The sequence below is a fragment of the Bacteroides sp. K03 genome, assembly GCF_019734355.1.
In the GTDB taxonomy this organism is placed as follows: Bacteria; Bacteroidota; Bacteroidia; order Bacteroidales; family Bacteroidaceae; genus Bacteroides; species Bacteroides nordii.
Genome location: NZ_JAASHC010000007.1, coordinates 90,459 through 109,450, shown reverse-complemented (window position 1 = coordinate 109,450; position 18,992 = coordinate 90,459). Strand labels below are relative to the sequence as shown.

8 protein-coding genes are annotated in these 18,992 nt (G+C 45.2%); 4 read left to right on the top strand and 4 right to left on the bottom strand.

The window, feature by feature from the left end:
- Positions 1-168: 168 nt before the first annotated feature.
- The gene (locus tag HCG69_RS07640) at positions 169-2,511 is read left to right on the top strand and encodes a GH92 family glycosyl hydrolase (protein WP_221649555.1); all 2,343 of its coding nucleotides are present in this window, start codon (positions 169-171) and stop codon (positions 2,509-2,511) included.
- A 147-nt stretch (positions 2,512-2,658) separates the two neighbouring features.
- Here the strand turns inward: HCG69_RS07640 and HCG69_RS07635 are convergent, their stop codons facing one another.
- On the bottom strand, positions 2,659-3,150 hold the full coding sequence (locus tag HCG69_RS07635) for a metallophosphoesterase (protein ID WP_002562483.1): 492 nt from the start codon (positions 3,148-3,150) through the stop codon (positions 2,659-2,661).
- Positions 3,151-3,204: 54 nt separating this feature from the next.
- Between HCG69_RS07635 and HCG69_RS07630 the strand changes: the two genes are divergently transcribed.
- The 3 genes from HCG69_RS07630 (at position 3,205) to HCG69_RS07620 (ending at position 11,344) form a co-directional block, all read left to right on the top strand.
- On the top strand, positions 3,205-5,283 hold the full coding sequence (locus HCG69_RS07630; RefSeq protein ID WP_221649554.1) for an RNA degradosome polyphosphate kinase: 2,079 nt from the start codon (positions 3,205-3,207) through the stop codon (positions 5,281-5,283).
- Between the two features lie 63 nt (positions 5,284-5,346).
- Positions 5,347-7,596 (top strand): inorganic phosphate transporter, encoded by a 2,250-nt coding sequence (locus HCG69_RS07625; protein WP_221649553.1) that lies wholly within the window; start codon positions 5,347-5,349, stop codon positions 7,594-7,596.
- A 361-nt stretch (positions 7,597-7,957) separates the two neighbouring features.
- Entirely contained in the window at positions 7,958-11,344 is a 3,387-nt protein-coding gene (locus HCG69_RS07620) for a LamG-like jellyroll fold domain-containing protein (protein ID WP_255585516.1), read from the top strand.
- Between the two features lie 192 nt (positions 11,345-11,536).
- On the opposite strand, the gene HCG69_RS07615 is transcribed toward HCG69_RS07620, so the two are convergent.
- Genes HCG69_RS07615 through HCG69_RS07605 form a run of 3 tightly spaced genes read right to left on the bottom strand, consistent with a single transcriptional unit; the run spans position 11,537 to position 18,931 of the window.
- Positions 11,537-15,541, bottom strand: coding sequence for a hypothetical protein (locus HCG69_RS07615; RefSeq protein ID WP_221649552.1), 4,005 nt, complete (start codon positions 15,539-15,541; stop codon positions 11,537-11,539).
- 5 nt (positions 15,542-15,546) lie between these two features.
- Entirely contained in the window at positions 15,547-16,752 is a 1,206-nt protein-coding gene (locus HCG69_RS07610) for a glycoside hydrolase family 105 protein (RefSeq protein ID WP_002562488.1), read from the bottom strand.
- 16 nt (positions 16,753-16,768) lie between these two features.
- Positions 16,769-18,931 carry a T9SS type A sorting domain-containing protein gene (locus HCG69_RS07605; protein ID WP_255585512.1) on the bottom strand — a complete coding sequence of 721 codons (2,163 nt, stop codon included), beginning with the start codon at positions 18,929-18,931 and terminating at the stop codon, positions 16,769-16,771.
- Positions 18,932-18,992: the final 61 nt, after the last annotated feature.

Sequence of the window (18,992 nt, the reverse complement as noted above, 5' to 3'; positions counted from 1 at the left end):
AAACGCAGATTTTCGCAAAGGGAAACAAATATAAGATAAAGAAATACAGTCTTTTAATCTGTGTTTATCTGTGTTAATCCGCGTTTCATCGGATAAATAGTACTCTGTGGAACTCTGTGCTACTCTGTGGTGAGTTTTGCTCATTCTTTTTCAATAATATTATCTTTTATGAATAGAAAATTCATTCATTCAGCTTTTTCACTGGTATTGTTGGCAGGCATGAGCGCCTGCCAAAGCCGTACGGACGGTGCGGAAGACCTGTCATCCTACGTCAATCCTTTCATTGGCACCAGTGTCAAAGCCGATACGGAACAATCTTTCAACAGCATGGGGAAAACCTTTCCCGGAGCAGCGACTCCGTTTGGAATGACCCAGGTAAGTCCCAACACCATCACCGGAGGCGACTACGGATCGGGATATGGCTATCAGCATAAGACTATCGAGGGATTCGCTTTCACCCAAATGAGCGGCATTGGCTGGTATGGCGACTTAGGAAACTTCCTGGTGATGCCCACTACCGGCGAACTTCAGGTGGTTGCCGGCAAAGAGAGCGATCCGGAGAAGGAGGGATACCGCTCGGAGTACGACAAAGCATCGGAAGCCGCTTCTGCCGGATACTACACCGCACGCTTAACGAAGTATGACATCCTAACGGAGGCAACTGCCTCTCCGCACGGAGGTGCGCTGAAATTTACCTACCCTGCCAGCGACTTGTCGCGCATCCAGATCGATCTGGCAAGACGCGTTGGCGGAACCTCTACCACGCAGTACGTGGAAGTGGTCAATGACAACACGATCCGCGGTTGGATGAAGTGTACACCCGAAGGAGGTGGTTGGGGAGACGGATATGGCAACCCCGACTATACGGTATTTTTCTATGCAGAGTTCAGCAAACCTTTGGACAATTACGGTTTCTGGAGTGCCGACATTCCGGATGATTGGGAACGCAAACGCGAAAATGTGTTGAGCGACAATTATCAGGCTCGCATCGCCCAATCGAGTATTATCAGAGGCAAGAAGTCACTGGAAGGCAAACACGTAGGTTTCTTTGCAGAATTCCCCACCACCGATCAGGAAGAGGTCACCCTGAAAGCAGGTATCTCCTTCTCCGACTTGGAGGGCGCTGAAAAGAACTTCAAAGCAGAGTTGCAGGGACAAACGTTCGACGGGATGAAGAAACAGGCCAAAGAGTTGTGGAACAAGGAACTTTCGAAAATCTTAATGGAAGGAGGCACCCATGATGAGAAAGTCGCATTCTACACTGCCCTGTATCACACCATGATCGATCCGCGCAACATGACAGACGTAGACGGACGGTATCCGGGCGGCGACCATCAGATTCATCAGACGGCCGATTTCACGAAGCGAACCATCTTCAGCGGCTGGGACGTGTTCAGAAGCCAGTTCCCCCTGCAAACCATCATCAACCCCACGTTGGTGAATGACGAGATAAATTCGTTGGTGACGCTTGCCGAAGAGAGCGGAAAAGGATATTTGGAAAGATGGGAGTTCTTCAATGCCTATAGCGGATGTATGGTGGGCAACCCGGCCATCTCAGTTCTGGCAGATGCTTATGCCAAGAACATCCGGAAGTATGACATTGAGAAAGCCTACCGGGCAGCCGTACGTACTTCCGAGTTGATCGGGAACAAAGAAGAGTTAGGATACACACCCGTAGAGAAGGGATATTCTATCTCGGAGACACTGGAATATGCATACACAGACTGGTGTGTGGCACAGCTTGCCAAAGCATTGGGCAAAACGGACGACGCCGAGAAATATACCCGTAAGTCATTGTACTATAAGAACATCTTCGACTCGGAAGACAAAATGTGGTTTCGCCCCAAACGCAAATCCGGTGCCTGGGAAGAGTGGCCCGCCAACGGCCGATTGACGGAATGGCACGGCTCCATCGAATCGAACCCCTACCAACAGGGATGGTTTGTACCTCATGACATCGACGGAATGGTAGCACTCATGGGTGGCGAAGAGAAGGTGTTGAACGATCTGGAAGACTTCTTTGAGAAAACACCCAAGCACTTCCTGTGGAATGAGTATTACAACCACTCCAACGAACCGGTGCATCAGGTTCCCTTTATGTTCAACCGGCTGAATGCCCCATGGCTGACGCAGAAATGGACCCGGTGTATCTGTGAGAATGCCTATCGAAATGACATTGAAGGACTGGCAGGAAACGAAGACGTCGGTCAGATGTCTGCCTGGTATATACTTGCAGCAGCCGGCATCCACCCCATTTGTCCGGGAGAAACCCGATACGAACTGACAAGTCCGGCTTTTGACAAAGTAACTTTCCGGCTGGAGGATGGCAAAACATTCAGCATCGTTGCAAAGAACAACTCAAAGAAGAACATCTACATCCAGCGCGCATGGCTCAACGACAAAGAATATAACCAATGTTTCATTGATCATGCCGACATTGCAAAAGGGGGTACACTGACTATTGAGATGGGAGCGGAACCGATGAAGTCATGGGGTACAGTGACTAAATAGACCTAAATGCCCGGCTCCGGGGAGCCCTCTCCTCCCCGGAGCCGAGCACCTTCCTCCCCGGAGCCGAGCATTTCCCTCCCCGGAGCCGAGCATTTCCCTCCCCGGAGCCGAGCATTTCCCTCCCCGGAGCCGGGGAATATTCCCGGTTTACCCTGCTAACTCTATTACTTCCAAATCCTTAAACGCCCCGTTCTCTATCACAAAACGTACCATGGTACGAACTTTATGAAAACCGGACATCCCTGCCGCACCGGGATTGATGTGAAGCATATCCAATGTTTTATCATACTTCACCTTCAGGATATGCGAATGCCCACTGATAAATAACTTAGGCGGACGCGCCATCAGGCTACCTATTATAGAGGGATCGTACTTCCCCGGATAACCTCCGATATGTTTTATCAAGACCTCAGCACCTTCTACCGTAAACCGATTGACCTGCGGAAACATCTTACGGATTTCCTGTCCGTCAATATTTCCATAAACAGCACGCAAAGGGCGGAAAGCCGCTAACTTTTCGGCTACCTCCACCGAACCGATATCTCCTGCATGCCATATTTCATCACAAGACTCAAAATATTCCAGGTATTTCTCATCCCACCATGCATGCGTATCCGATAATAATCCAACTTTCATCATAGTTTCTTTGTTTATATGCACAAAGGTACTTATATTTGGGAAAATCTTAACGCAATGGAAAGCAATTATCAGTATTTTAAAAGAGACATAAGCTGGCTGTCATTCAATTATCGCGTACTGCTGGAAGCTAATGACGACCGACTTCCACTGTATGAGCGCATCAACTTCATATCCATCTACTCTTCCAACCTGGAGGAGTTTTACAAAATACGTGTAGCCGATCATAAAGCAGTGGCATCGGGTGTCACCCAAAGCGATGAAGAGTCCGTACAATCGGCTGCCGAATTGCTGGAAAATATCAACCGGGAAGTAAACCGCCAACTGGAAGACCGTATCCGTATCTACGAACATAAGATATTGCCTGCCTTACGCAAGAACCACATTATTTTTTATCAAAGCCGGAATGTAGAACCGTTCCATCAGGAGTTCATCCGGAACTTCTTCCGTGAAGAGATATTCCCCTTCCTCCAACCGGTGCCGGTATGCAAAGATCGCGTCGTGTCATTCTTGCGGGACAACCGGCTTTATCTCGCGGTGCGTCTCTTCATGCACGGCACGGAGCAGACCGACCCGGATCATGTGCAATATTTCGTAATGAAGATGCCGTATAGCAAAGTACCCCGTTTCATCGAACTTCCCAAACAGGGGGACAACTATTACCTGATGTTTATCGAGGATATCATAAAGGCCAATATCGGCCTCATCTTCCCGGGATACGATGTGGACTCCAGTTATTGCATTAAAATCTCCCGGGATGCCGATATACTGATAGACGATACTACCAGCACCGCCGACCTTGTGGAACAGGTGAAGAAAAAAGTGAAGAAACGCAAAATAGGAGCTGTATGCCGTTTTGTATACGACCGCGGCATGCCATCGGACTTTCTGGACTTCCTCGTAGATGCCTTTCAAATAAACAGGGAGGAACTGGTTCCGGGCGACAAACATCTCAATCTTGAAGACCTGCGTCATCTGCCCAACCCGAACAAGGCATTGAAGTCACTGGAAAAGCCCAAACCTATGAAGCTGAATTGCCTGGATGAAAAAGAATCCATATTCAACTATGTGAAGCAGAAAGACCTGTTGCTTTATTATCCTTACCACTCGTTTGAACACTTTATACACTTCCTGTATGAAGCTGTACACGATCCGCAAACGAAAGAAATCATGGTAACGCAATATCGTGTAGCCGAAAACTCTGCGGTCATCAATACACTGATAGCAGCAGCGCAAAACGGAAAGAAAGTAACCGTATTCGTAGAACTCAAAGCCCGCTTTGATGAAGAGAATAACCTGGCTACAGCGGAGATGATGAAATCCACCGGAATAAAAATCATCTACAGCCTGCCGGGGCTCAAAGTGCATGCCAAAGTAGCCCTTATCCGCCGGAAGAGTAAAGGTGACGATCCCAAAACCTGCGACTTTGCTTACATAGGTACCGGCAATTTCAATGAAAAGACAGCCATGCTTTATGCCGATTGCGGACTATTCACCTGTAATCCTAAAATAACCAAAGACCTTTATACACTCTTTTGTACTTTGCAGGGGAAGGAGAATCCCAAATTCAGCACACTGCTTGTAGCACGTTTCAACCTGATACCAGAACTGAACCGCCTTATCGACCACGAAATAGAACTGGCCGAAAAAGGACAGGGCGGAAGAATCATATTAAAGATGAACGGATTGCAAGACCCTGCAATGATCGACCGCTTGTATGAAGCCTCACAACGAGGGGTACAAATTGACCTGATCGTCAGAGGTATCTGTTGCCTGATACCGGGACAGCCATACAGCCGCAACATTCGTGTCACCCGTATTGTGGATACATTCCTTGAACATGCCCGCGTGTGGTATTTCGGTAACGCCGGTCATCCGAAAATCTATTTCGGTTCACCGGACTGGATGCGCCGCAATCTCTATCGCCGGATCGAAGCTGTGACCCCTGTACTGTCCCCCGAACTACAGCAGGAAATGATCGACATGCTGAACATACAACTTTCTGACAATCGCAAAGCTTGTTTCGTAGACGAGAGGTTGTGCAATGTGTTCAAGAGTAAGTCTAAAGGAGAGGGTATCCGGGCACAATATACTTTCTATAATTACTTGAAAAGGAAAAATGAAACATCTTTGTAATATGTATGACACTTCTCTGCAATACGAAAATCCGTCCTTTGCAGCCAGAAACAGAATACATTTATGGAGACAATCTATCTTTGCATCGTCATCTTCTTATTTGTGCTTGCAGTATTCGACCTCATGGTCGGAGTGAGCAACGATGCCGTTAACTTTTTAAATTCCGCCATCGGAGCGAAAGCAGCTTCCTTTAAAACAGTATTATTCATAGCAGGCATCGGTATATTTATCGGTGCTTCGTTGTCTAATGGTATGATGGACATCGCACGACACGGCATTTATCAACCCGAGCATTTTTACTTCGCCGAAATCATGTGCATACTGCTTGCCGTGATGCTGACGGATGTCGTACTGCTCGATGTGTTTAACTCAATGGGTATGCCTACCTCTACCACCGTTTCGATGGTGTTCGAGCTATTGGGAGGTACCTTTGCACTGGCACTTATCAAAGTCCACAACAATGATATGCTGGGGTTGGGCGACCTGATCAATACGGATAAAGCATTGTCCGTCATTATGGCTATCTTCGTTTCAGTGGCCATCGCTTTCTTCTTCGGTATGCTGGTACAATGGTTGGCACGTATCGTCTTTACTTTCAACTATAAAAAGAAGATGAAGTACAGCATTGCGCTGTTCGGTGGTATCGCAACTACAGCCATCATCTACTTCATGCTTATCAAAGGATTGAAAGACAGCTCATTTATGACATCAGAGGCCAAACAGTGGATACAGGATAACACAACAATGCTGATCGGATGTTTCTTTGTCTTCTTCACTATATTGATGCAAATACTCCACTGGTTGAAAGTGAATGTATTTAAGGTAGTGGTATTGTTAGGTACATTCGCATTAGCACTGGCATTTGCAGGCAATGACCTTGTCAATTTTATCGGTGTCCCCCTGGCCGGCTACTCTTCTTTTATTGACTATACAACCAACGGTATGGCAGCAGGTCCGAATGATTTTCTCATGTCGTCTCTGCTGGGCCCTGCCAAAACTCCCTGGTACTTCCTGATAGGTGCAGGAGCGATCATGGTATATGCCCTTTGTACATCGAAAAAAGCCCATAACGTTATCAAGACTTCCGTAGACCTCTCCCGCCAGGACGAAGGAGAAGAGACTTTCGGTAGTACCCCAATCGCCCGTACGCTGGTACGCATCAGTATGACACTGGCAAATGGTGTTTCAGGAATTGTACCGGAAGGTGCAAAAAAATGGGTCAACACCCGCTTCCGTAAAGACGAAGCCATCATTGCCGACGGAGCTGCCTTCGACCTTGTTCGTGCATCAGTCAATCTGGTATTGGCAGGATTGCTTATCGCACTGGGCACTTCTTTGAAGCTTCCGTTGTCTACCACCTATGTCACTTTCATGGTAGCCATGGGTACCTCACTGGCCGACCGTGCCTGGGGACGCGACTCTGCCGTTTACCGCATCACCGGTGTTCTAAGCGTTATTGGCGGTTGGTTTCTTACCGCCGGAGCGGCTTTCACCATCTGCTTCTTCGTAGCCATGATTATCTACTTCGGAGGTACAATTGCTATCATCGCTCTTATCGCTCTGGCAATACTCTCGCTTATTCGCAGCCAGGTAATCTATAAAAAGAAAAAAGAGAAGGAAAAAGGCAACGAAACACTGAAACAACTGATGCAAACCAGCAACAGTGACGAAGCCTTGCAATTGATGCGCCAGCACACCCGCGAAGAGTTAGGCAAAGTACTCGAATATGCTGAAACCAACTTTGAATTGACGGTCACCTCCTTCCTTCACGAAAACTTGCGGGGATTGCGCCGCTCAATGGGTTCCACCAAGTTTGAGAAGCAGCTTATCAAGCAAATGAAGCGAACGGGAACCGTAGCGATGTGCAAACTGGATAATAACACCGTACTCGAAAAAGGTCTTTATTATTATCAGGGAAATGATTTTGCCAGCGAACTGGTATACAGTATCGCCCGCCTGTGCGAACCCTGTCTGGAACACACAGACAATAACTTCAATCCGCTGGATGCCATTCAGAAGGGAGAATTTGGAGACGTAGCCGAAGATATCACTTATCTGATACAGCAGTGCCGCAAGAAACTTGAATCCAACGATTATAATGATTTTGAGGAAGAAGTACGTCGTGCCAATGACCTTAATGCCCAACTTTCACATCTGAAACGTCAGGAGTTACAACGTATTCAGAATCAAACAGGTAGCGTCAGAGTAAGTATGATATATCTGACAATGGTGCAAGAAGCACAAAATGTGGTAACTTATACAATCAATCTGATGAAGGTAAGCCGTAAATTCCAGCTGGAAACGGACGCTTAACCGAAAGGGAAACAAGCTCATAACTAACTGATAATAAACACTTATAAGATTGTACACTTTTGTCATGCAAGAGTGTACAATCTTGTGTAATAAAAGTGTACAACCTTGCATAACCAAAGTGTACAATCTTGCACTCTACCCCTATTTTAACCAAAAAAGTCTATCCGGATACTTTTTTTTTCGATATAGATACCCCTGTCAACGGCTATTTGCATACTAACCTTATTCTTAATTTAGTAACTATCACCATTAAATTGTATTAATATAAACAATACTATTTAAAGAGCCCAAAGCAAGTAATGAATGTACATGCTCCAAGCAACTAATAATAGTTCTATTTTATAACTTTAATACAATACTTATGAATTTAAGAAAACTACTTGCTATGGCGGCGCTCACAGCGTTATTGCCATCAGTTCTGGCCAATAACCAGGCAACCAATGGTAATGACTCCGCTACTAATTCCAAATCAACGGTTGAAACCAAGAATTTAATAGGTGATACTCCTACATCATTCATTGAGTTCAACGGTTCCAATCAGTATATGGTGATTCCCCATCATGCCGATTTTAACGTTACGACTTCTGAGTCATTCACTGTTTCATGCTGGGTAAAACGAAATGTTCTGGCCAAAGACACTCGCTTCATCGTAAAACGTGTGAAAAACAATGCCACTGTTAAATCGGGGTATGAACTATGGGGAGATGACGTTAGTAATAAATATTTCGCGGTAAATAGTCCCAACAATACAGGAGACCATACCAACTCCGTATCGGTTTATTCAACGATAACGGGTAATGCCGGCGAATGGCATCATGTGGCTTTCGTTATTGACCGCACAGCAGGCGTTATGTACGAATATCATAACGGAACACAGGTGGCGAGCAGTGGAAGTAAAAACATTGCCCCCTGGGAATGCAGCAATACGTATGACGTACTTGTCGGAGCAGGATTCTCAGAAGAGAATACTCCTAATTACTTCCTCAATGGCTCTATTGCCGGTTTACACTTTTACAAACGGGCTCTCTCGGCAGAAGAGATCGCTGCGGATGCAACAGCCCAAGTAGGAGCTGAAACAGAAGGCTTGGTGGCTGCTTATGATTTTCAGAACATCACTGGTCTGAAAGTAACAGACATCAGCGGAAACGGACATACCGCCACACTGGTAGGATTTACAACCAATCTTCCGGAAATTGCATCCGTTACTCTTACCCAGAATACCAAGTTCACCGGTCGTGGAAACCTGCACGATCAAATTCTTAAAGCCACTGTAGTAATGGGTGGAACAGATGCAACACAAGTATTGCGTTCTGTGAAAATGAACTTAAACGGTACTACCAATTTAAACGATATTGCCAAGATCAAATTCTATAAGACATCCCAAAATACATTCGACGAACGTACAGCCAAGGATGCTGTTCTGTTGGGCGAATTTGTTCCGGCCGAAGGTGAGATGACATGCGAATTTACAGATGCAACCATTCAGTCCGGAACATGTTATCTGTGGCTTTGTGCCGAAGTTTCGGAAACAGCTGCCGAAGGTGCGAAAATAGATGCAGAATTACATGAAATAACTACTGAAAGCCAGACATTCGAAATTGAAAACCCCGCTCCAACCGGAAGCCGTGAAATATTGCTGAAACGTCGTTTGGTATTTGCTCCGGGCGACTATAATTCAACAAACTGGCGTATACCGGGATTGTTGCAACTTTCGGACGGAACCTTGCTGACTACTACTGATAAGCGTAAATATAACGAAACGGACCTCCCGGAAGACATTGATATCGTTTCACGTTACAGTACCGATGGTGGTTTTACCTGGAGCGAACCCGTAACCATTGCCGAAGGAAAAGGACGTAAAAAAGGATACGGCGATGCAGTCATTGTAGAGGCAACCAATGGTGACGTAGTATGTGGTTTTGTGGGTGGAAACGGACTTTGGAATTCTTCTGAATCCGATCCTCAATGGTCGTATATCGCTATCAGTCATGATAAAGGACGTACGTGGGGAGAACCTAAGAACATTACAGATTTACTGTGGGGAAGTAAGTGCGATAATATAGAACGCAGAGCCTTTGCTCATTCATTCTTCGGTTCCGGTAATGGTTTGCGCCTGATTCGTGGAGAACATGCAGGACGCATCGTGTTTGTAGCAGCAATGGGCTCCGGAAACCAGTTGCACAACTATGCCGTCTATTCGGATGATAACGGTGCTACCTGGTCGGTATCAGAGCGTGCATTCACCAATGGAGATGAAGCCAAAGTAGTAGAACTCAACGATGGCCGCGTGTTGATGAGTATTCGTCAGAACGGTTATCGTGGCTATAGTATCTCTGCAGATGGCGGAGAGACCTGGAGCGCCCAATCGAGCTGGAACGAAATCAACACCAATGCCTGCAATGGTGATATTATCCGCTATACGGCTACAGACAAGGGTTTCAACAAAGATCGCTTGCTACATTCTCTTCCCAATGCCTCTTCCCGCCAGAACGTAAGTATATTTATCAGCTATGACGAAGGAGAAACATGGCCGGTTGTAAAATCGATATGTCCTTATAACTCCGTATATTCATCTCTTACAATACTTCCCGACGGTACAATCGGAGCATATGTAGAAGAAAATCCGGAAGGTGCTTGCTCACTCTATTTCATGAATTTCTCTTTGGAATGGCTGACTGGCGGTCAGGATATATACACCCCTGCAGGTGAGGTGCTTGAGCGGGTGGAAACTCCCGTTTTTGACCCGGCTGATGGTCGGCTGGAAGAAGGAGAGACAGTTAAAGTAGCCATTACATGTGCTACTCCGGATGCTGTAATCCATTATACACTGGATGGAACGACCCCCACTGAGCAATCTGAAGTATATATGAACGCTATTTCGGTTTCGTCATCAACTACAATCAAGGCAATAGCAGTTAAAGAAGGCATGCTCAATAGTAAAGCAGCAACAGCCGAGTTTATTTATCCGGCTTATTGCACTCCCGATCTAAAAACAAATCATGCCCGCTATCTGACCTCTGTATCTGTGACCGACGATGATACAAATTCATTTACGAGCAGCCAAATCCAGACATCGGCAACACCTCGTGCCGTATATGTTGACAAAACAGATGAAATAATTAAAACCAAGGCCGGTGCTACCCTAAATGCAAGTACCGTATGGGGCTTCGAATGGATGCATGCTTATGTATATATAGATTATAATAAGGATAAAGAATTTGATGTAACACTCAATGCCGATGGTAATAACAAAGGAGAACTGGTTTCATACACATTCTATGCAGAAGACGGAGGTAAGTATGGTACAAACAGTTTAGGCGAAAGGAAAGAAAATAATGTCGGCGCTAACGGTGCTCTTCCCCGCTTCATCATACCTCAAGACCTCGCTGCAGGAGATTATCGTATCCGTTTTAAAATCGACTGGAATGATATCAGTCCCTGCGGAAGCGTTATTGCAGGAAATGGAATTGCCAATAATGGCGGTACTATTGCCGACTTTACCCTGCGGATCGAATCATCGGGAGGCGTTGGTATCAAAGATGTAAACGATGCTCCGGAAACAGTATTTACCGGTGTAGCCGGAGGTATTGCGATTGAAGGGCAAGATTGTGTAGCCGAAGTATTCGACGGACAAGGCCGTTTAATAGTGAAAAAAGCAGTTACGAGCGGTTCATTCATTTCACTTCCGGCTGGTTTCTACATTATCCGTAATGGAAAAATCAATGTGAAAGTGATTGTAAAAGCATAAAAACAGAATCCTCAAAACGAGGATAAGAAGTTAATCTGTTTTATATTAAAAGTTATATTTTCTCCTTATACTATCTGACAAATAATGAGGAGAATTCACCACAGAGTCACACAGAGTTTCACAGAGTTTTTTTATTAGTAATCAGATAATAGTACTCTGTGAAACTCTGTGTGACTCTGTGGTGAAATATATTTAATCGGGATAATACTTCCCGGGAACTGCATTAGCCGGAACATACGGTTCCATCCAGAATGCAGAACGGCGTTTGAACTTCAGTTCAGTAGATGGATACCAGTTTGCCCATGAAGCAGGATCACTGTTCACCACCGGAGCCATTGCACTCTCTCCGTTTCCATTTAAAGCGGTCACAGTATACTCGTATACAATAATTCCACTTCTATCGGCATCAGCATTATCCAGGCTACCAGGCAGACTAAAGGCAGGAACAACTCCCTGAAGCTCTTCATCCGCAAAAGAAGTAGCTTTTCCCTCATAAACCTTCAGGAAATCTTTCTCACCCAGCTTTCTTCTGTAAACCCTGTAAACTTCAGTACCTAATACTTGCCCCCAGGAGAGATCAATCCGACCGGAATCAAGTTGAAGTTTTAAGCCTTCCGGATAATGAGAAGGAGACTTACTTATATAAACCGGATATTCACAGGCAGAAGCAGCCTCTTTCTTTCCGTTGACAGAGACAGCACGTACATGATACTTACCATCTGCCAGTTTGGGCAACATATATATAGTTTTTGTGGTTGTGCCCGATACTTCCCAACTTTTGCCTCCATCTCTCGAGAGTTCCATACGGACCTTTGACACCGATTGGGGCTTTGACAAATAAACCATGTTGCCGGCTTTTGCATAAACAACATCCTCAATCGTTGTGGGCACAGGAACAGGTTCTTTGGCTGTATATTCAATGGAATGTTCTCCGGCGGGTAGTTTCACTCCGGCTATATCCCCTTTGTACATCACTCCGTCGATATAGAGTTTTCCCCCTTTCACACCTGTCAAAGTCAACGTCGCCTGACCGTCCGACTTCAATCTCCCCTTGCAATCTCCACTTACAAAGCGTGTCAATGCGATGGCTGTTTCTGTCTCACCCGTAAGATGAATGCCCAAACCGTCAGCAGCAATCTCAGAACCTTTGAACAGGGCCAGTTGCAGATCTCCGTTCTTCATCCGGCGAACCATCCCTGCTTCTCCTTTGAAAGTCACAGAATCCGAATGCCAGGTAATGGGATCGCTGTCCCTGAAAATAATATCCCGGCTCTTATCTGTAGCGACCTGCACTACCCCCTTCGGCCTCCCGTTTTTATCCGGAACGAATTCATAAACATCATTTCCTTCCAGTAATGCCGGAACAGTGAGTTTGCCATCCAAAACACGTACCGATTCTTTCTTGTGGGTAACCAGCGTCAGCAAAGAACCAACACCATCCCGGTAAAAGCCTTTCGACTTCGCAGTCCCTGCTGTTGTCCAATACTCCGGACGTACTTTATCCATAAATACAATCTTCGGAAATTCATCTTCTTTCCGGGTGAACCATGAGAAACGGTTGAAAGCTCTCCAATTAGTCCCGGTCTGATCGTAAATCAGAAAATAATCGGTCCCTACCAGAAGAATACTGCGGGATACATATTCGGGCCATGTAAAAGAATCTTTTCCCTCTGCCGAACGTACTTCAGCCATCTGAGCTATCTCCAGATCATATAAAGGGGCAACCAGCTCATTCATTCCGATATTACAGAAAGTACCGTTTTTCATGACTCCGAAATTGGTTACGCCATCCGTATTATTCTGGGTATGATCTCCTACCGCCTCATTTTCATGACCGGTATAAACTTTGTCTTGTGCATAGAAATAGATACCGCCTGCATTACCTTGCCCCTGATGTCCCCAGCGGTAATTAGGCCCCTTGTCTACCTGATTCAAATGGATAGAAAGTTCTTCATCCGAATCAACTCCGGCACGAAGTACAATCCCATGCCCGGTATATTTGCAACTTTTCAGATGCGGATTCGTACCTGTATCTTTCGTCTGATGCGTATTCTTATGCACCTCTACCCATTTCGTATCATTCGCCTTTTCTTCCACATCTTCTCCTATCGCTCCCAACCATCGTAAATTTTCGGCTACCAGCGGATCATAATACTGCAACCAGTTTCCTAATTCATAAACAGGCGCATAGCGCGGCACCAATCTGCCGCCACCGTGTGCACCATGAGGTGGATAAGCTCGTCCCGGCGTTACCATATCAACCATCCAGCGGGCTCTTTGCGCCATATGAGAATCTGCAAACCGATTTTTACCATCAAACAGTTCCAGGGCTATATTCGAATGTACGGTAGGACGCAGATAAGCCCAATTGTACACTCCCAGACTTTCTACCCAACGTCCTCCCTTAGACTCATAGGAGCTGACTTCCGGACGGGTATAAAACAAACCATAAACTTCAATCGACTTCTCAAAGAAATCGGCCCACTCCTTTGCCATCGGATGTTCCGGGAAAAGAAAAGCCGTTTGTCCGGTCACTGCCCATCCATCGGCAGCCATGTTGGCAGTACCTGCCAATGAAGTACGAATGGCATTCATCGGTTCAAGCATATTCACATAACCGGCCAATAAGAAAAGAGCCTCAACAGTCTTACGTTGTTCGTCTGACAAATCTTTGTAGTAAGTCAGATAATCCTGTACCCACTGTGAATAAACCGGGCGGTGAGATATAGAATGAATGCCCGGAAAACTATTCATCCCGGTCATATAATACGCCATCGGAGAAGTGACCATCTGCTTATAAAACCGATCGGCAGAAGTTTCTTTGGGTCTTTTGACAAAAGGATTTTCGGGGCGTTTCGCTTCTCGTGGATATTCCAGTACCCAGTTCTTCACCTTATCCAGATTCAGTAACGCATATTGCCGGTGAAGCATCATCGTATACCGGAATACCATTTCGGCCGAATGGTCTTTTCCGCCATTAGCCGCAATATCATCAATACTCTTATTGAAAGCTTCCACTTTGGGGTGTGTATCACCGACCCGGGTAAATGCTATTGCTGTAGAGCGCGTACCATTTTGTACCGGATACTTAAAATAGAGTTTCTGATCCGCATATCTGAAATAGACAGACAGATCGGGAGTAGGCTGCCAAATACCGTATTGCCGGTCATTCCAGCGATTGTGGTCATAAACAAATACGCCCAACTCACGGGCATCCTTCCCACTTTCCCAAAAGGTCATCACAGGAAATTGCTCCCGCGTAGAGTTTCCTCCGAAAGGCAACAGACGATATACCATTTCTTTGTCAACCTGTTCTATCCATCCTTCACCTGTCCAATGCGGATCTTCCTGGCAATAACTGGTATAAAGAGGTTGTTCAACAGGTACTCCGTCAGCAACGGTCACATCTTTCTGACGGTCCCAGTTAGCATATTTATGAGTCGGATGGAAGCCGGTCCACTCCATATCTACAAAAACTCCGTCTTGCTTTTCTATTCCGCTCATCTCTTCATCGAAGATTACGAACGGATAGCCTTGTACCACCTTAACAGAAGTCCGATACTCGGCTCCTCCCTCCAAACGATAAAGTACCAGACACTCGGCAAACAGCTCTCCACTCTCTTTTACGGAAGTCTCTACGGACACTATTTTCTTATGACCGGAGTACAACCTGTTACGACCGGAAGCTCCTTCTCCCTTTGAAACAGAAAGAATTGGAGCCGGAGCGATATTGTCATTCACGGTAGCAGTTACAGGAATGGCAACACTAAAATCCGTATTCCCAAGTATCCAACAGTCCGTTTTTCGTTCGATGTATACCGGATGATCAGACTTCATCTTCCGGCTGCCCAACCGCAAAGTATACTTAAAACCTCCCCCGGCAGACATGGAGGCGAAAAAATGGATACGTGCAGAGCAAATACGATTGTTATCGTACTTCTTATCCGAAAGTTGAAAAGCAACCGGATTTCCGGTCCGGGTATCTATCAACTCCAAACGGTTCTCAACGTTACTATCCGGAGAAAAAGTAACCGGATAGCTGATCAGAGTCTCCGGCCAACTGTATATAGACAAAAAAAGCGGATTCTCTTTTTCAAAAGTAACAGCCGGATGGTCCGTAGAAATACGATATTGTTGTGCATGGGTATCAAATACCCAGCACAACAACACAATAAAACTAATAACAGTATATCTCATCAATTTTAAATTTTTTCAGCTATCAAAGCATAAGCACACCACAATGCCGGAGCTTGCCCGTGCAGATCGCCCGTCAGTGGCTTACGGTTACGGTAATGTTCACTCGTATTTCCCAGCATAGTACCCTCGCATACACCTTCCACATCGCCCATCTGGTTCACATAAGAAGTGAGTGCAATCCACGCCTTACGGGCGGCAGGACCATACTCGTCTTTATCAAGCCATCCTTTTTTCACACCTACGATCATTGCATACGCAAACATACCCGTACCGGATGTTTCTTCCCACATAGATGCATCATCTACAACTTGTTTCCACATACCTTTTTCGTCCTGCATCTCTTTCAGGCGTACCATCATTTTGAGGTAACCCTGCATGATAGCTTTCCTGTCCGGGTTATCTTCCGGAAGAATACGCAGTAACTCTGCCATACCTACAGCCATCCATCCGTTGCCTCTCCCCCAACAGAAACGAGCTGTCGGAGCATGATAAAACAAGCCTGAAGGTTGTTGTATGGAATCCAGGTAAAGCACCATTTCACGGGCGGCACGATCGATGTATCTCCGTTCGTTCGTTACCCTGTAAGCCTGTGCCTGTATAGCAGTAATCATAAACATATCATCCAGCCAGAAACGTGTCTGCCAGGAGTATCCTTTATCTGCCCACTCCTTTTGCTGGGGCAGACAGACATCTGCATCTACAAAATCACCATACATACTGCTCTTGCATGTATCCTGATGATCGAGCGTCCAGTCTGCCGGCAACTCCCATTGCGAATCGGCATACATCATCCCCATTTTCTTATACCGTTCATCACCGGTTTGCAAATAGAATTCTAAAGGCAACGCTCCGAATACATTGTTATCAACATGGTTCGGTTTCGGTTGAAGAAATGCTTCTGTAGTAAACAAAGGTTCGAAGCGTTCGGTCAACCGTTGTGTTAATTCCGCATTGCCACATTCCTTAGCAAACCACAATCCTCCCAACCAGGTGCAAACGTCCGGATAAGTAATCTGAGTACGTGGTTCGTTTATACGTAAAGGACTGCCATACTGCGAATGCCCCTGAGCCAAGAAGCGGTAAGTTATTTTAGTACCAATCTCAACGGGATCAGCCCCCTCCGGGAAATTATCAAAATAACTCACTTCTTGCCTTGAGCATGATGCCAGCCCCAGGATTACCAATGCAAAGAAAACAATATTCTTCTTCATAACTAATACTATATAATCAAATCTTTAAAAACTTCAGCATACATACTTTTTTGCCATTGTCAACACGAAGGAAATAAAGTCCTTCATACAAGCCCACAGCCGAAAGAGTAACTGTCTGCTCATATTCTTCCTGAATATTCCAATGCCTCACTACCTGTCCGGATAAGCTGACTATCGACACACGTTCCGGTTTATCTTCCTGCGGAAAAGAAAGATGGAACTCATCCTTTACCGGATTGGGAAAAAGGTGGTAACCTGCTTCTTCTCTGGCATTCTCAATCCCAACAGACGAATCATTCCAGCTGATAGTCTTTTCCAACACACCATTTTTATAGACGAAAAGTTCATCTGCGTCATTCTTCTGCTGTACATAGGGACTATTGAAGAGGTATTCTTCAGAAAGGGCCAACGGTACTCCGTTCACCTTGTAATTATCCTGATAAGCTTCGGTAGGCGGAAAGAATTGCAGCTGCAAAACATCACCACTCAGTGAAGTATACTTCACTGCCGGCTTACTTGTAGTATAATCCTGTTTTTCTATCTTTGTCTTGGTAAGAACCGCATTCTTGAATAACTCCAGTTCCTCACTACGGGTAGCCGCTTTATATTCCGGTTCTATTTCTGAGGTTTCCAGCACCCAGGCTCCTTTTCGGCAAGAGGTATCTTCCAAAGTAAGAACATCGTGATTGCTGACTACAAAATCTGTATTCGCCCACGTATAAGGTTCCAATGTTTTAAAGGCGAAAAGCATCGTTCCGGTATGACAAAAGATCCAGCCATCTGCCTCGATACGTTCTTTAATACCTCTTTTTGTGAAAGGCACATAGATACGGTAACGCTTTCCCTGAATATAAGTAGTCGGTACATTATACACCCCAACCGCTGCTTTTTCATATTGCATCACCCTGTGATAAGGGTTCTCTCCGTATCCTTCAATATTAGCATTTGTATTGTCGGTAGGACGGGCAGGATTGTCCTGACAAACAGAAAACACACTCTCTACAACATCACTTTGCCAGGCCAGATAAGTACGTTTGGTCTCTTTGTAGGCATAGCAGGAAGTAGCTTTTGACAAATCATAAGGAATTTCTGTTTGAGTAGCCAAACCGTAATTATTGCTTTGGTATGTATATTTAAAACGTTTCCAGTTCAACACATCTTTGTTTGAACCATTCACTCCTATATCATTAATGTAACTGGTATATACATAAGGATATTCCTTCGAGTCGTAAACCTGCAACAAAGCCGGGTCGGGAGCCACATTACGTTTATAAGCCAACCAGAAATTCATACTTGCCGTATTATTGGTTACGGTCAGTCCCGGAATAAAAAGGTACTTATTCTCCTGATTACCGAAGTACAACCAGGCAAGCGCCGTTATATTCGAATTGGAAGCACGGGCACCTGTATATAATTGGTCCCAACCCTTACAACGAGGTGGATTGGCCACATACAGTCCCTGATTCCAGGCCGAAAGTAAACTGGCAATCATTTGCTGGTAAACCACATTAGCCTTTTGATTGATTTCCTCATCCTGACAGAACTCAGCCAACATACGTACATACATTATATTCGTAGAGAAATAAATGAATGCATCTGCTTCACTACAATTATTGTGGAAGAATTTATTCAGCCAATTCAAAATACGGGGACGATTATAATCTCTGATCTGCTTCGTTGTACGTCCGTACCGATCTGTAAAATCACTCCATTGCTCAGTAGCCATAAAGCCGACCGTATAACGTATCATATCCAAATTAAGAGTAATTCCTCTTGAATTATAATCACCTAACTGAAGAAACGTCTTTATTTTGGCTTTCAAAGACTCCGGCATATTGTCCTTTGTCAGCAAATAACCATGTAGTGTGGCATGAGCATAAAATTCAACGCCCGAACCCGTAGAGTTGTAATACAAATCAGGATCGGCTATATATTTGTCATACATAGCCTCCAGGTTGTTTATCGCCCGTGACTTATCGTAATTAAGATATAAACGTGCAAAATAATACGGACCCGTATATTTAGGATCACCTCCGGAAGGTGACGTACCCTTTGCCATATACTGAATCATAGCATCACACCGCTTCTCGTAGGTAGCCCCCGAAATCATAGACTGCGCTCTACTTTCAGCACTTATCATAAATAATAAGACACACAGCCAGATAGAAAGTTTTTTCATTGGTTCACTCATAAAATTACCGGAAAAAGTTCCGGACTACTTAAACTCAAGACTAAGTAGT

Coding starts and splice junctions, on each gene's coding strand:
- HCG69_RS07625 (WP_221649553.1), top strand. CDS start 5,347: ATGGAGACAATCTATCTTTGCATCGTCATCTTCTTATTTGTGCTTGCA.
- HCG69_RS07610 (WP_002562488.1), bottom strand. CDS start 16,752: ATGAAGAAGAATATTGTTTTCTTTGCATTGGTAATCCTGGGGCTGGCA.
- HCG69_RS07605 (WP_255585512.1), bottom strand. CDS start 18,931: ATGAAAAAACTTTCTATCTGGCTGTGTGTCTTATTATTTATGATAAGT.
- HCG69_RS07630 (WP_221649554.1), top strand. CDS start 3,205: ATGGAAAGCAATTATCAGTATTTTAAAAGAGACATAAGCTGGCTGTCA.
- HCG69_RS07635 (WP_002562483.1), bottom strand. CDS start 3,150: ATGATGAAAGTTGGATTATTATCGGATACGCATGCATGGTGGGATGAG.
- HCG69_RS07620 (WP_255585516.1), top strand. CDS start 7,958: ATGAATTTAAGAAAACTACTTGCTATGGCGGCGCTCACAGCGTTATTG.
- HCG69_RS07615 (WP_221649552.1), bottom strand. CDS start 15,541: ATGAGATATACTGTTATTAGTTTTATTGTGTTGTTGTGCTGGGTATTT.
- HCG69_RS07640 (WP_221649555.1), top strand. CDS start 169: ATGAATAGAAAATTCATTCATTCAGCTTTTTCACTGGTATTGTTGGCA.